The sequence below is a fragment of the Agromyces litoreus genome (genome assembly GCF_040496015.1).
Taxonomy (GTDB): domain Bacteria; phylum Actinomycetota; class Actinomycetes; order Actinomycetales; family Microbacteriaceae; genus Agromyces; species Agromyces litoreus.
This window is the reverse complement of sequence record NZ_JBEPKA010000004.1, coordinates 127,581-142,073: the sequence shown is the minus strand read 5'-3', so window position 1 is coordinate 142,073 and position 14,493 is coordinate 127,581. Positions and strand designations below refer to the sequence as shown.

The following is a 14,493-nucleotide window of genomic DNA, read 5'->3' as shown; positions in this document are numbered from 1 at the left end:
TCGAACGGCTCCGGGGCGCGGATCGGCAGCGCACTGCGCTGGATGGGAGTCGGTGGGAGCGCGAGCGACCGATGCACACGGTTCGCGCCAGTCCAGACTACCGCGTCGCGGAGCACGTCGGAGGCGGGGGCCCGGCGGCGCCGGTCGCGCGGACGCCGGACGCCCGGCCCCCGAGCGGGGACCGGGCGTCCGGTGCAGTGCGTCGGCGACTAGGCGCCGAGCTGGAGGTTCGCTCCCGGGATGGCCGCGAGGAGGTCCTTCGTGTACTGCTCCGTGGGGTTCTCGAACACCTCGTCGGTGGCGGCGGCCTCGACGATCTTGCCCTTCTGCATCACGCAGACGTTGTCGGCGATGACGCGCACGACCGCGAGGTCGTGCGTGATGAAGAGGTAGGTGAGGTCGAGCTCCGCCTGCAGGTCGGCGAGCAGGCGCAGGATCTGGGCCTGCACGAGCACGTCGAGCGCCGAGACGGCCTCGTCGAGGATGACGATCTCGGGCTTGAGCGCGAGCGCACGCGCGATCGCGATGCGCTGCCGCTGTCCGCCGGAGAGCTCGTTCGGGTAGCGGCCGACCAGGGTGCGCGGCAGCGAGACCTGGTCGAGCAGCTCGAACACGCGCTCGCGCCGCGACCGGCGGTCGCCGACGTCGTGCGTGGACAGCGGCTCGGCGATCGTGTTGCCGATGTTCCGTAGCGGGTTCAGCGACCCGTACGGGTCCTGGAACACCGGCTGCATCCGGCTGCGGAGTTCGAACAGCTCCTTCGAGCTGACCTGCTCCAGGTCCTTGCCGCCCACGATGATCTTGCCGCTCGTCGCATCCTCGAGCTTCAGCAGCATCTTGGCGACGGTCGACTTGCCCGAGCCGGACTCGCCCACGAGCGCCATGGTGGTGCCCTTGGGGATCTGGAACGACACGTTGTCGACCGCGGTGAAGTCACCCGAGCCGCGGATCTTGAAGACCTTCGTCAGGTCCTCGACGATCACGGCGGGCGGCTTCGACGCGAGCGCCTCGTGCGCCTCCGCGCGCGCCTCCGCCGTCGCGATCAGGTCGATCGCATCGGTCGTCGGCGACGCATCGGCGTCGGCGGCCGGCTCGGCCTCCTCGCCGTGCCCGTGGCTCGACTGGATGCGGCGCGAGGCGAGGCTCGGCGCCGCGGCGACGAGCCGCTTCGTGTAGGGGTGCTGCGGGTTCTGGAGGATCTCGAGCGAGGGACCCGACTCCACGACCTTGCCCTTGTACATGACCACGAGCTGCTCGGCACGTTCCGCGGCGAGGCCGAGGTCGTGCGTGATGAACAGCAGGGTCGTGCCGAGCTCGCGCGTGAGCGACTCGAGGTGATCGAGGATGACGCGCTGGACGGTCACGTCGAGCGCCGAGGTGGGCTCGTCCGCGATGAGCAGCTGCGGGTCGGCGGAGAGGCCGATGCCGATCAGCACGCGCTGGCGCATGCCGCCCGAGAACTGATGCGGGAACTGCTTCAGTCGGCGGTCGGCGTCCTGCAGGCCGGCCTGCTTCAGCACCTCGATCGCGCGGGCGCGAACCTCCTTGCGTCCCGAGGCGATGCCGTTGGCCTTCACGGCCTCCTCGACCTGGAAGCCGATCGACCAGACCGGGTTGAGGTTCGACATCGGATCCTGCGGCACGAAGCCGATCTTGCGACCGCGGATCGCCTCCATCTCCTTCTTCGAGGCCTTGGAGATGTCCTGGCCGTCGAGGAGGATCTGCCCGCCCGCGATCTGGCCGGAGCCCGGGAGGAGGTTGATGATCGCGTGCGCGGTCGTGGACTTGCCCGAGCCGGACTCACCCACGATCGCGAGGCTCTGGCCGCGGTACAGCGTGATGTTCACGCCGTCGACGGCCGTGACCTTGCCCTCCTGGGTGGTGAAGTCCACCTTGAGGTCCTTGATCTCGAGGAGCGGGCGCTCCTCGCCCTGCGGGGTCGTCTGCTGCACGTCGGTTCCGTTCACGGTGGTGGTCATCGCTGCGCCCTCGCCTTCGGGTCGAGCGCGTCACGGACGACCTCGCCGAGCATGATGAAGCTCAGGACGGTCACCGACAGCGCGATGGACGGCAGGATCAGGGTCTGCGGGTTCGTGCGCAGGTCGACCTGGGCCTGGCTGATGTCATTGCCCCACGACATCTGGCTCGAGGGGAGTCCGACGCCGAGGAACGACAGGGTCGCCTCCGCGACGATCGCCGACGCCAGCGAGATGGTCGTGATGACGATGACCGGCGCGATCGAGTTCGGCAGCACGTGCCGGAGCAGGATGCGGAACCGGGTCACGCCCACGGCGGTGGCCGCCATGACGAAGTCCGAGTTCTTGACCCGCAGGATCTCGGCCCTCAGCACACGGGCGGTGGCCGGCCAGGCGAAGATGCCGATCGCGAGCGAGATCGTCCACACGCTCACGTACTGCGAGAGCACCGACATGATGACGACGGCGGCGAGGATGTAGGGGATCGAGAAGAAGATGTCGCCGAGGCGCGAGAGCACCGCGTCGACCCATCCGCCGTAGAAGCCTGCGAGCGAGCCCATGATGATGCCCAGCGTGGCGACGATCGTGGTCACGATGATCCCCACCGAGAGCGAGGTCGAGGTGCCGTAGATGATCCGCGCGTAGATGTCGCAGCCCTGCCGGTTGTAGCCGAGCACGCTGCCGTCGCCGGGACCCTGGTTGCTCAGCGAGAGCTGGCAGTACCGCGGGTCGAGGCTCGTGAACAGCGTCGGGAAGAGGGCGACGATCACGATGAGGAAGATCATCGTCGCCGAGATCCAGAACATCGGCCGCTTGCGGACGTCGCGCCAGGCGTCGCGCCACAGGTTCGAGGGCTTGCCCTCGGCCTTGACGGAGTCGATCGCGACGAGCGGCGTCTCGTCGATCGGCGCGACGTAGTGCGCCTGAGTCGGTCTGGTGTTACTTGGCATAGCGGATCCTCGGGTCGAGCACGGCGTACAGCAGATCCACCAGGAGGTTGATGACGAGGTAGATCAGCACCATGACGGTCACGAACGAGACGACGGTCGGTCCCTCGCCGCGGATGATGGCCTGGTACAGCGTTCGGCCGACGCCAGGCACGTTGAAGATGCCCTCCGTCACCGTCGCGCCCACCATGAGCGTGCCGAAGTCGACGGCGAGGTAGGTCACGACCGGGATGAGCGAGTTGCGCAGGATGTGCACGGGGACGATACGGCGACGGGCCAGGCCCTTGCTCGCGGCGGTGCGAACGAAGTCCTGTCCTCCCGTGTCGATGACCGACGCCCTTGTCAGTCGAACGATCTGGGCGAAGCTGATCGTCGCGAGCACGATGGCCGGCATGATCAGGTCCTGGATCGGAGCACCCGGTCCGACCGTCGTTCGGAACAGACCGAGCTGGATCCCCAGCACGTACTGCGCGACGAACGCCACCACGAAGATCGGCAGCGAGATCAGGATCAGGCTGAGCACGAGGAAGCTGGCGTCGAAGATGCCGCCCTTGCGCAGACCGGAGATGAGGCCGATGGTGATGCCGGCGACCATCTCGAAGAAGACGGCCAGCACGGCCAGGCGCAGCGTGACGGGGAACGTCTCGGCGAGGATGTCGCCGACCGGCTGGCCCGAGAACGAGACGCCGAAGTCACCGCGGAAGATGCCGCCGAGGAAGAGCAGGTACTGCACGATGAACGGCTGGTCGAGGTTGTACCGCTCCCGGACGGCCTCGAGCACCTGGGGCGGGGGGGTCTTGTCGCCGAACAGGGCGACGACCGGGTCGCCCGGCATTGCGAAGACCATGAAGTAGATCAGGAAGGTGGTGCCGAGCAGCACAGGGATGGCCTGCAGGAGTCGGCGCGCGATGTAGCCGGCCATGGATCAGGCCCCGCGATCTGCGTGTGTAGACATAGTTGAAGAAACCTCACCGTTATGGGAGTGCGCACACACGATGTTACGCGCCTCGGCACACCCCGGATACGTGGGAGTGGGGCGGCGATCCGACCGGACCGCCGCCCCACGGGCGTCAGAGAGTCTAACCCTCAGTCGCCCCGACCGAGAATTACTCGCTCTTGGTGACCTGGAAGTACAGGGGCACCGAGTTCCAGCCGAACTGGACGTTCTCGACCTGCTCGCTCCAGGCGCCGTTCACCGTCGAGTACCAGAGCGGGATCGCGGGAAGGTCCTCGAAGAGGATCTCCTGCGCCTGCTGGAACTTCTCGATGCCGGCCTCGACCTCGGTCTCACCGAGACCCTCGTCCATCAGCGCGTCGAACTCGGGGTTCGAGTAGTCGCCGTCGTTCGAGCCGGCGCCGGTCGCGTAGATCGGCGCGAGGAAGTTGGAGAGCGACGGGTAGTCGGCCTGCCAACCGGTGCGGAAGGCCGTCTCGATCGTGCGGTCGGTGACGGCGGTGCGCATCTCGGCGAACGTCGGGTACGGAGCACCCGAGGCGTCGATGCCGAGCTCGTTCTTGATCTGGTTGGTCACCGCGTCGACCCAGCCCTGGTGGCCGCCGTCCGCGTTGTACGCGATCTGGAACGAACCCTCCCACGGGCTGATTGCGTCGGCCTCGGCCCACAGCTCCTTCGCCATCTCGGCGTCGTAGTCGAGCACGTCGCTGCCCGGGATGTCCTCCGAGTAGCCGTCGATGACCGGCGAGGTGAAGTCGTGCGCCGGGGTGCGGGTGCCGGAGAAGATCACGTCGGTGACCTCCTGGCGGTTGATCGCGTGCGAGATCGCGGCGCGGCGGAGCTGGCCCTCCTCGCCCTCGAAGTGCGCGAGGCGGTCCGGGATGGTGAACGACTGGAAGATCGCAGCACCCTGGGTGACGGCACGGTCGCCGAACTCGTCCTGGAAGGTCGAGAGCGCGCTGTCCGGGATGGCGTCGAGCACGTCGAGGTTGCCACCCTGCAGGTCGGCGTAGGCCGCGTCCTGCGTCGCGTAGAAGATGATCGAGAGACCACCGTTGGCGGGCTGACGGTCGCCCTGGTAGTCCTCGTTCTTCACGAGGTCGATGCGCTCGTTGTGCTTCCAGGCGCCCTCGCCGTCGAGCATGTAGGGGCCGTTGCCGATCGGGTTCTCACCGAAGGCGTCGAGGTCCTCCCACGCCGCCTCGGGCAGCGGGAAGAAGGCCGAGTAGCCGAGTCGGAGCGGGAAGTCCGACTCCGGCTGCGACAGCGTCACCGTGAAGGTGCGGTCGTCGACGACCTCGAGGCCCTCGAGCTCGTCGCGGTTCTCGTCGTAGCTGAAGCCCTCGATCGACTCGAAGAAGTAGCTGGAGAGCTGCGCGTTGTCGAGCGCGGCGCCGTAGTTCCAGGCCTTCACGAACGACTCGGCGGTGACGTCCTCGCCGTTCGTGAACTTCTGGCCTTCCTTGATCGTGATCGTGTACGTCTGAGCGTCCTCGGTCTCGATCGACTCCGCCATGTCGTTGTGCGGAGCGCCCTCGCCGTCGTAGTAGACCAGGCCAGCGAAGATCGAGTCGAGGATCTTGCCGCCGCCGGTCTCGTTGGTGTTGGTCGGGACCAGCGGGTTCTGGGGCTCGGAACCGTTCGTGGTGATGATCGCGGTGGTGTCACCGGCGGGTGCGGTGGGCTCGCTGCTGGACGAGCAACCGGCGAGCGTGAGCGCGCCGGCCGCCGCAAGAGCAATGGCTGCGACGCCGATTCTCTTGATCTTCAATGTTCCTCCTGTGAGATGAGCGCACGCCTGTTCGATTGGCGGTCGAGCAGGGGGGCGCTGGTAGGTGAATCGAGACTATAAGCGGCCCCGGGCCGAACAAACTTCACGGCGGAACCGTTACCGAGGCGCAATCTTGCGAGGCGCGCGTGCGCAGATGAGCACGGCCCGACGCACGATTCTTGCGCCGCGCGCCCCCGTGCGAGGATTGCCGCATGGCCGATGCCCGCCGCCTTCGGATCGAGATCGCGATCGTGCTGGCCCTCTCCCTGGGCGCCTCGGCCGTCTACTCGATCGTCGCGATCGTGGCACGCCTGACCGCGGACCGGCCGCTCGGCCAGCAGAGCGCCGCCCTCAACCAATCGCGGTCGACGCGCGAGTGGCTCGACTTCACCTACCAGTTCCTGGACGTCGTGTTCGGCCTCGCGGTCGTCGCCCTCGTCCTCTACCTCCTCTGGCAGCCGGGCCGCAGCCCCTTCCGGAGGATCGGCTTCGACCTCACCCGGCCCGGCCGGGACCTCGGGTCCGGCGTCCTGCTCGCCGCGGTCATCGGCGTGCCGGGGCTCGCGCTCTACGCCGCGGGGCGCGCGCTCGGGTTCACCGTGGCGGTCGTCCCGCAGCCCCTCGACGCCTACTGGTGGACCGTGCCGATCCTCGTGCTCGCCGCGCTGAAGGCGGCGCTCACCGAGGAGGTCATCGCGGTGGGCTACCTGTTCACCCGGCTCCGCGAGCTCGGCGTGGGTCCGTGGGCGACGATCCTCTCGAGCGCGCTGCTCCGCGGGAGCTACCACCTGTACCAGGGGTTCGGCGGCTTCATCGGCAACGCCGTCATGGGCGTCGTCTTCGGCTGGGCCTACACGCGATGGGGCCGCACGATGCCGCTCGTCATCGCGCACTGGCTCCTCGACGTCGTGTCGTTCGTCGGCTACCCGCTCGCGGTCGGCTGGTGGCCCGAGCTGTTCGCACCGCCGGCCGAGTGAGCCACCGGCGACGCCGGGCGGGCCGGCACCGGTGACGGATGCCGCGGTCGAGGCGCCTCGGCGACGTGGCGCGACCCGGCCAGGGCGACCACCGTCGCCGGCATCGGCGGCAGCGACTCCTCCGGCGGCTCGACGCGCAGGTCGGAGTCGTTCGCGCGCACGCGCGCGCCGTCGATCCAGCTGCGGCGCCCCGGCGTGCAGACCGAGGAGAACTGCTCGGCGCCGCCGTAGAAGCCACCGCGGCTCATGTCGCTGAAGGACTCGGCTCGACGCAGCGCGTCGGCGAGCCCCGGGTTCCGGCGATCGAGCATGCCGGCGCGCTGCTCGAGGCCCGTCATCCGTGACGCGCCGATCGTGCAGCCGACCATCACGCCCACGAAACCGAGCGTGGCCAGCAGCCCAACGAGGTCGATCGGGATCATGCGCACCCCCCTTAGTGCGAGTGATCCTCAGTGTACCCCCGGGCACCGACGCGGGGACCGCCCGGATGCCGCACGACCGCCCGCGGCGCACGCTGGCCTGAGCCGCCGCGAACCGTCGGCCCAGCGGAAGGAAGACCATGGACCTCGCACATGCCGCACACGCCGGCGGACTCGCCGGCCGTCGCACTGCGCACCGCTTCACCGCGACCGAGGCCGAGATCGCGGAGGCCGAGCGCCGGGTGCTGCGCCGCCGGGCCGCCGAGATCGAGTCCCGCGTCGTCTACGTCGAGCAGGGACGCCACGCGGCCCCGCGCACGGCCTGACCGGCGCAGGGCCGCCCGAGGGGAGCGCGGGACGCGCTCGCCCGTCAGCCGCGGATCGGCTCGCCCGCCGGCGTCAGCACCCACCAGACGTCGTTGACGCCCTGTCCCGCGGTGTCGCCCGCGGTGGCGTCGCCCGCGAAGTAGTAGAGGGGCCATCCGTCGAGCGTGAGCTGCGCCTCACCGTCGATCCCCGTGATGGAGCCGACTTCGCCCGTGACGCCGTCGAGCTCGACCTCGCCGTCGTCGCCGTGGACCGGCGGCCAGTTGTCGGCGCACTGTCCCTCGCAGGTGGATGCGTCACCGCCCTGCGTGTCGCTGTCGAACTGGTACACGGTGTTGCCGTCCGCATCGACGACGATGGTGCCGAGGTCTGTCTCGGCGGTCGCCAGTCCGGTGACGCCCGACGAGCCGTCGTCGTCTGACGCGTCCGGCGTCGCCGTGTCCTCCGCCGTCGCCTCATCCGACGCGGACCCGCTCGACTCGACGCTCGACGAGGTCGGCCCGCCGTCGTCCCCGGTGGAGCATCCGGCCAATCCGAGCAGTGCCGCCGCGGCGACCGCCGCGCCAAGCATGATCCTGGAATCCATGGAAACCCTCCGTTCGATGATCGCGAGGTGCGATCACCCGTGACACGAGGCGGGTGCCGTCGCGGTTCACGAGCCGCGGCGCTCCGACGGGCCGTCAGGGCAGGTCGGCCTCGAGCTGCGCCTCGCCGGAGCCGAGCGCACGCACCTCGATCGAGACGAGGTCGTCGCGGTCGAGCGCGGTTCCCGCCTCGAGGCGGATCACCTGGCCCTCGCCTGCGTGCCAGGTCGACACCCGCGACTCCTCGCCGGACGCATCCGTCACGTAGAGGCCGTACTCCCACGTCCGGCCCTCGCCCGTCCACTCGCCGGTCCCGTACCGGCAGGTGATCGACAGGCGGGTGCCCCACGGGACGTTCTCGACCTCGACCGACGCCGTGAGCGGGGTGTCGCCGACGGGCTGCATGGCGATCGTCTCCGTCTCGCCGTTCGGGAGCACCGCGGTGACCACGCCGGCGACGACCGCGCCGACGAGCAGCACCACCGCCGCGACCGCGGCGAGGACCCGAGCGCGCCGCGGTCGCGACGGCGCCCTCGCCGCACCCGGACGGTCGCGCGCCTCGGTCGCCTCCGCTCGGGCCACCGGCGCGACGGGCGCAGGAGACCCGGTCGACCCGGTGCCGACGCGGGCAGCCGATTCCGCGTCGAGCCGCGCGAGCAGTCCCGGCATCGGCGCCAGCTCGGCGACCGCGGCGCGGCACCGCTCGCAGCCATCGAGATGCGATTCGTACGCTCGCCGGTCGACTGGCGTGAGCGCGCCGAGCACGTACGCGGCATCCCAGTCCGCGTAGCGCTCGTGGTCGTCGTTCACCGGGTCACCCCCTTCTCCTGCAGGGCCAGGCGCAGCGCGCGCAGTCCATAGTGCAGGCGCGACTTGACCGTGCCCTCCGGGATGCCGAGGCGATCGGCGAGCTCCGCGGTGCTGCGCCCGCCGTAGTACGCCTCGACGATGACGGCACGGTGGTCCGCACTGAGCGAGGCGAGGGCCTCCTCGACGATCAGTCGCTCGAAGAGCGCGTCGGTGCGATCGTCGACCGCACGCTCGGGCGGGTCCGCCGTGCCCAGCTCGTGTCTCCGCCGTGCGCTGCGCTGCTCGTCGACCACGAGGTGCCGGGCGACGGTGAACATCCACGCCCGCGTGCCATCCGGCCCCTCGGCCATGATCTGCGGGCTGCGCCAGGCGCGCAGCAGCGTCTCCTGCACGACGTCGTCCACGCTCGCGCTGCCGCCGGTCAGGTGCATGACGTAACGACGGATCGCCGGCGCGTGCGCGTCGTGCAGCGCCCGCAGCGCGGAATCGTCGTCGCTCGGCATGGGACCTCCACCGGGACCACGAGGCCGGGACCCGAACGGTTCACCGAGCGGATGAACCGGAGGCCGACCGGTCTCGTGCCCTCGGTATGGACGATATCTCCGAACTGATCGGGCTTCCGCTGCATCCGCTGCTCGTCCACGCCGTCGTGGTGCTCGTGCCGCTCACCGCGCTCCTCCTGATGCTCGGCCAGTGGTGGCCGGCGGCGCGCCGGCGCCTCGGCATCCTCACCTTCCTCGCGGCCCTCGCGGTGGCGGTGCTGGCGCCGGTGACCATGCAGGCCGGCGCGGACCTCCTCGCCCGTGTCGGCCCGGTCCCGGGCACGGCGCAGCACGAGCAGTTCGGTCGTGCCGTGCCGATCTGGACGACGGCGCTGTTCGTCGTCGCGGCGGCCCAATGGACGTGGTTCCGTGTCGGCGTGCCCGCCCTGGGCGAACGACACGGCATCCGGGTCACGGGGACCGTCGTGCTGGGCGTCGCGGTGGCCGTCGCCGGCGTCGGCAGCGTGGTCGCCGTGGTCCTGGCCGGCGACTCGGGCGCGCGAGCGGTCTGGGGCGGGCTGCTCGGATGACGCGAGCGGACGCGGCCGTCGACGGCCGCGTCCGCCCCCCGCTACGCGAACGCCTCGATCGGCGGGCAGGCGCAGACGAGGTTGCGGTCGCCGTAGGCCTGGTCGATGCGCCGGACGGGCGCCCAGTACTTGTTGCGCACGAGCGAGTGCACCGGGTACACCGCCTGCTCGCGCGTGTACGGGTGGTTCCACTCCCCCGCGATGACCGACTCGGCGGTGTGCGGGGCGTTGCGCAGCGGGTTGTCCTCTGCGGGCCAGTCGCCGCGGCCCACGGCATCCGCCTCGGCCTTGATCTGGATCATCGCCTCGATGAACCGGTCGAGCTCGGCGAGGTCCTCCGACTCGGTCGGCTCGACCATGAGCGTGCCCGCGACCGGGAACGACATCGTCGGGGCGTGGAAGCCGTAGTCGATGAGTCGCTTCGCGACGTCGTCGACCGTGACCCCGGTCTCGGCCGTCAGGGGCCGCAGGTCGAGGATGCACTCGTGTGCGACGAGGCCGTTCTCGCCCGTGTAGAGCACCGGGAAGTGGTCGCGGAGCCGCGCGGCGACGTAGTTGGCCGCGAGCACGGCCGACGCGGTCGCCTGCTTGAGCCCCTCGGCGCCCATCATCCGGACGTACGCCCACGAGATCGGCAGGATCGACGGGCTGCCGTACGGCGCCGCGGAGACCGGGCCGCCGTCGTGCGTGACGCCGCCCGCGTGGTCGGCGCGCTGCGCCATCGGGTGACCGGGCAGGTGCGGTGCGAGGTGGGCCTTCGCCGCGACCGGGCCGACCCCGGGTCCGCCGCCGCCGTGGGGGATGCAGAACGTCTTGTGCAGGTTCAGGTGCGACACGTCGCCCCCGACGTCGCCGAAGCGGGCGAAGCCGAGCAGCGCGTTGAGGTTCGCGCCGTCGATGTAGACCTGACCGCCGGCGTCGTGCACGGCCTGCGTGATGTCCTTCACGTCGTGCTCGTACACGCCGTGCGTCGAGGGGTACGTGATCATGAGGGCGGCGATGCGCTCGCCGTGCTCGGCGATCTTCGCGCGCAGGTCGTCGAGGTCGACGTTGCCGAGCTCGTCGCACGCGACGACGACGACGCGCATGCCCGCGAGCACCGCCGACGCCGCGTTCGTGCCGTGCGCGCTGGAGGGGATGAGGCAGACGTCGCGCTCGGCATCGCCGTTGGCGAGGTGGTACCCGCGGATGGCGAGGAGCCCCGCGAGCTCGCCCTGGCTGCCCGCGTTCGGCTGCAGCGAGACGGTGTCGTACCCGGTGACCTCGGCGAGCCACGACTCGAGCTGCTCGATGAGCCCGAGCGAGCCGACCACGTCGGCCTCCGGCGCGAACGGGTGCAGGTTCGCGAACTCGGGCCACGTGACGGCCTGCATCTCGGTCGCCGCGTTGAGCTTCATCGTGCACGAGCCGAGCGGGATCATGCCGCGGTCGAGCGCGTAGTCGCGGTCGGCGAGCTGCTTGAGGTAGCGCATCATCTGCGTCTCGGAGTGGTGGGTGTTGAACACCGGGTGCTCGAGGTACGGCGTCGTGCGCTTCAGCGCCTCGGGCAGGCTGGCCGGCAGCTCGCGCAGCGACACCGGCACGTCGACTCGCTCGCCGAGGCCGAACGCCTGCGCGACGAGCGAGAGCTCCGCCTCGGTGGTCGTCTCGTCGACCGCGACGTGCACGGTCGCCTCATCGGCCTCCCAGAGGTGGATGCCGAGCTCCCGGGCCCGTTCGACCACGTCGCGCGCCCGGCCGGGCACGTGCACGCGGATGGCGTCGAAGTAGGCGTCGTGCTCGAGCTCGAGCCCGTCGCCGGTCAGCACGTCGGCCAGGGCCTTCGCCTTGGCCGCGGTGGTCACGGCGATGTGCCGGATGCCGCGAGGGCCGTGGTACACCGCGTACATCGAGGCCATCACGGCGAGCAGCACCTGCGCGGTGCAGATGTTCGAGGTCGCCTTCTCGCGGCGGATGTGCTGCTCGCGCGCCTGGAGGCTGAGCCGGTAAGCCGGGTGGCCGGCGGCGTCCTGCGAGACGCCGACCAGGCGGCCCGGCAGCTGCCGCTCGAGGCCCTTGCGCACCGCCATGTACCCGGCGTGCGGGCCGCCGAAGCCCATCGGCACCCCGAACCGCTGCGACGTGCCGACGGCGACGTCCGCCCCGAGCTCGCCCGGGCTCGTCACGAGCGCCATGGCGAGCAGGTCGGCCGCGACGACCGCGAGCGCGCCCTGCTCCTTCGATCCGGCGATCACCGCCGACGGGTTCCACACGCGACCCGACGCCCCGGGGTACTGGACGAAGACGCCGAAGTGCTCGCCGAGCGCCGCGACGTCCGTCGTCTCGTCGAGGTCGGCGACGACCAGCTCGATGCCGACCGCCTCCGCCCGCGACGCGAGCAGCGCGTGCGTCTGCGGCATCGCGTCGGCGTCGACGACGAACCGATTCGTGCGGTTCTTCGACGCACGGCGCGCGAGGAGCATGCCCTCGACGACCGCAGTGCCCTCGTCGAGCATCGACGCGTTGGCCGTGTCGAGGCCCGTCAGGTCGGAGACCGTCGTCTGGAAGTTGATCAGCGCCTCGAGCCGGCCCTGGGAGATCTCGGGCTGGTACGGCGTGTACGCCGTGTACCAGCTCGGGTTCTCCAGCACGTTGCGCTGGATCACCGCGGGCGTGATCGTGCCGGAGTAGCCGAGGCCGATCATCGCGGTGCGCACGGTGTTCGCGTCGGCGAGCTCCCGCAGCTCGGCGAGTGCCTCGCGCTCGGTCGCCGCGGCGGGGATCGCCGAGTCGACGACCTCGTGCATGCGGATGGCGCTCGGCACCGCCGCGTCCATGAGCGCGTCGAGCGAGTCGTAGCCGAGCGCGGCGAGCATCCACTCGTGGTCGCGCGGGGTCGTGCCGATGTGGCGGCGCCCGAAGGCGTCGACGTCGAAGGCCGTGGAGGTGCTGGGCATGTGCGTGCTGGTTTCCTTGTCGCGGGTCGCCGTGCCGGCCTCGCCGGCGGAGGGGCGACTACTCGCCCGTGAGGGCGCGGTACTCGTCGTGGGTGAGGAGGGCGGGCAGCGAGGAGGTGGTCACCTTGAGCAGCCATCCGTCGCCGAACGGGTCGCTGTTGACGAGCTCGGGCGAGTCGACGACGGCCTGGTTGGACTCGACGACCTCGCCGTCGACGGGCGCGTAGAGCTCGCCTACCGACTTCGTCGACTCGATCTCGCCGACGACGGTGCCGGCGGTGACCGTACTGCCCGGGTCGGGCAGGTCGACGTAGACGACGTCGCCGAGCTTCTCGGCGGCGTAGTCGGTGATGCCGATCGTGACGGTCTCGCCGTCGACCTTCACCCACTCGTGCTCTTCGGTGTACTGCAGTTCGCTGCGGTCGGTCATGGGGTGCTCCTCGTGCTGATCGGTGCGGTGCGGTCCGGGGTCGCGGGCGTCAGGCGCCGCGCTTGTAGAAGGGCAGGGCGGTGACGGATGCCGGCATGCGCGTGCCGCGCACGTCGACGAAGAGCGTCACGCCGGGGTCCGACACGTCGTGCGCGACGAAGGCCATCGCGATCGGGTACCCGAGCGTCGGCGAGAGGGCGCCGGAGGTGATCTCGCCGACCCGGCGGGCATCGTCGCCGTCGCCGTCGAAGACGGCGTAGCCGGCGCGCGGAGCGCGGCGGCCCTCGGCGGTGAGGCCGACGAGCACGGGCGCGTCGTCCGCGGGGCCCTGTTCGATCGCCTCGCGTCCGACGAAGTCGCCCTCCTTGGAGAGGGCGACCACCCGGCCGAGACCGGCCTGCACGGGGAAGACGTCGCGGCCGAGCTCGTGACCGTAGAGCGGCATGCCCGCCTCGAGCCGGAGCGTGTCGCGGCTCGCGAGGCCGCACGGGACGACGCGCGGGCCGCCGGTCTCTCGCAGCGCGTCCCAGAGCGTCCTGGCCCGCTCGGGGGCGACGTAGAGCTCGAAGCCGTCCTCGCCGGTGTAGCCGGTGCGGGCGACGAGCACGGGCACGCCCTGGAAGGTCGCGGGGAGCGCGCGGTAGTACTTCATCGCGGCGACGGCGGCGACGAAGTCCTCCTCGTCGTTGCCGGGTCCGTCGATGCCGAATCCCTCGGTCTGCTGCAGCACCTCGAGCGACTCGGGACCCTGCAGGGCGATGAGCGCGATGTCGTCGGACTCGTCGAACACCTCGGTCTCGAACGGTGCGGTGCGGGCGCGGAGCTCCTCGGCGACGACGTGCCGGTTCGCCGCGTTCGCGACCACCATGTAGCGATCCTCGCCGGTGCGGTAGACGACGAGGTCGTCGATGACGCCGCCGTCGCGGGCGAGGAGGAGGGAGTACTTCGCCTGGCCCTCGGCGATCGCGGAGAGCTTGCCGGCGAGCGCGTAGTCGAGCGCGTCCGGCGCCTCGGGGCCGACCACGACGATCTCGCCCATGTGCGAGAGGTCGAAGAGCCCGGCGTGCTGCCGCACCGCGTGGTGCTCGGCGAGGTCGCTGGAGTAGCGCACCGGCATCTGCCAGCCGGCGAAGTCGGTGAACGACGCGCCCTCGGCGCGGTGCACCTCGTCGAGGGGGCTGCGGCGCTCAGTGGGGGCCTGGTGGGTGGTTCCGGGTGCGTCGGTCACGAGTTCTCCTGGATCGCGCGGATCGCGCGGCGGTCGCCGCTCAAAGGAACTCCCCCTCTGT

General features: G+C 70.7%; 14 protein-coding genes. 3 read left to right on the top strand and 11 right to left on the bottom strand.

What is annotated here, in order from left to right; translation table 11 throughout:
• Window positions 1-209: 209 nt before the first annotated feature.
• The 4 genes from ABME01_RS04905 to ABME01_RS04890 form a co-directional block, all read right to left on the bottom strand.
• Window positions 210-1,979, bottom strand: a complete 1,770-nt coding sequence (locus ABME01_RS04905; protein WP_353827242.1) for a dipeptide ABC transporter ATP-binding protein — start codon at window positions 1,977-1,979, stop codon at window positions 210-212.
• Window positions 1,976-2,926 (bottom strand): ABC transporter permease, encoded by a 951-nt coding sequence (locus tag ABME01_RS04900; RefSeq protein WP_353827241.1) that lies wholly within the window; start codon window positions 2,924-2,926, stop codon window positions 1,976-1,978. The genes ABME01_RS04905 and ABME01_RS04900 overlap by 4 nt, the downstream gene beginning before the upstream one ends.
• Window positions 2,916-3,845 (bottom strand): ABC transporter permease, encoded by a 930-nt coding sequence (locus ABME01_RS04895; protein ID WP_353827240.1) that lies wholly within the window; start codon window positions 3,843-3,845, stop codon window positions 2,916-2,918. Before ABME01_RS04895 ends, ABME01_RS04900 begins: the two co-directional genes overlap by 11 nt.
• A 184-nt stretch (window positions 3,846-4,029) precedes the next feature.
• A complete protein-coding gene (locus ABME01_RS04890; protein WP_353827239.1) occupies window positions 4,030-5,649 on the bottom strand; it encodes a peptide ABC transporter substrate-binding protein in 1,620 nt (539 codons plus the stop codon).
• Between the two features lie 212 nt (window positions 5,650-5,861).
• On the opposite strand from ABME01_RS04890, the gene ABME01_RS04885 reads away from it, so the two are divergent.
• Window positions 5,862-6,626, top strand: a complete 765-nt coding sequence (locus tag ABME01_RS04885; protein WP_353827238.1) for a CPBP family intramembrane glutamic endopeptidase — start codon at window positions 5,862-5,864, stop codon at window positions 6,624-6,626.
• On the opposite strand, the gene ABME01_RS04880 is transcribed toward ABME01_RS04885, so the two are convergent.
• Complete coding sequence (locus ABME01_RS04880) at window positions 6,572-7,048, bottom strand: hypothetical protein (protein WP_353827237.1); 477 nt, start codon at window positions 7,046-7,048, stop codon at window positions 6,572-6,574. The two genes, ABME01_RS04885 and ABME01_RS04880, sit on opposite strands and share 55 nt — an antisense overlap.
• A gap of 137 nt (window positions 7,049-7,185) precedes the next feature.
• Here ABME01_RS04880 and ABME01_RS04875 point away from each other — a divergent pair, with 137 nt between their 5' ends.
• Window positions 7,186-7,371 (top strand): hypothetical protein, encoded by a 186-nt coding sequence (locus ABME01_RS04875; protein ID WP_353827236.1) that lies wholly within the window; start codon window positions 7,186-7,188, stop codon window positions 7,369-7,371.
• Window positions 7,372-7,415: 44 nt separating this feature from the next.
• On the opposite strand, the gene ABME01_RS04870 is transcribed toward ABME01_RS04875, so the two are convergent.
• The 3 genes from ABME01_RS04870 to ABME01_RS04860 form a co-directional block, all read right to left on the bottom strand.
• Window positions 7,416-7,958, bottom strand: coding sequence for a COG4315 family predicted lipoprotein (locus tag ABME01_RS04870; protein WP_353827235.1), 543 nt, complete (start codon window positions 7,956-7,958; stop codon window positions 7,416-7,418).
• A gap of 94 nt (window positions 7,959-8,052) precedes the next feature.
• Window positions 8,053-8,766, bottom strand: a complete 714-nt coding sequence (locus tag ABME01_RS04865) for an anti-sigma factor family protein (RefSeq protein WP_353827234.1) — start codon at window positions 8,764-8,766, stop codon at window positions 8,053-8,055.
• On the bottom strand, window positions 8,763-9,269 hold the full coding sequence (locus ABME01_RS04860; RefSeq protein WP_353827233.1) for a sigma-70 family RNA polymerase sigma factor: 507 nt from the start codon (window positions 9,267-9,269) through the stop codon (window positions 8,763-8,765). The genes ABME01_RS04865 and ABME01_RS04860 overlap by 4 nt, the downstream gene beginning before the upstream one ends.
• 86 nt (window positions 9,270-9,355) lie before the next feature.
• Between ABME01_RS04860 and ABME01_RS04855 the strand changes: the two genes are divergently transcribed.
• Entirely contained in the window at window positions 9,356-9,838 is a 483-nt protein-coding gene (locus ABME01_RS04855) for a DUF2231 domain-containing protein (RefSeq protein ID WP_353827232.1), read from the top strand.
• 41 nt (window positions 9,839-9,879) lie between these two features.
• On the opposite strand, the gene gcvP is transcribed toward ABME01_RS04855, so the two are convergent.
• From gcvP to gcvT, 3 genes are read right to left on the bottom strand one after another with little or no spacing between them, the layout of a single operon-like run.
• Window positions 9,880-12,774 (bottom strand): aminomethyl-transferring glycine dehydrogenase, encoded by a 2,895-nt coding sequence (gene gcvP, locus ABME01_RS04850; protein ID WP_353827231.1) that lies wholly within the window; start codon window positions 12,772-12,774, stop codon window positions 9,880-9,882.
• 58 nt (window positions 12,775-12,832) lie between these two features.
• Entirely contained in the window at window positions 12,833-13,204 is a 372-nt protein-coding gene (gcvH, locus tag ABME01_RS04845; RefSeq protein WP_353827230.1) for a glycine cleavage system protein GcvH, read from the bottom strand.
• 49 nt (window positions 13,205-13,253) lie between these two features.
• A complete protein-coding gene (gcvT, locus tag ABME01_RS04840) occupies window positions 13,254-14,432 on the bottom strand; it encodes a glycine cleavage system aminomethyltransferase GcvT (RefSeq protein ID WP_353827229.1) in 1,179 nt (392 codons plus the stop codon).
• Window positions 14,433-14,493: the final 61 nt, after the last annotated feature.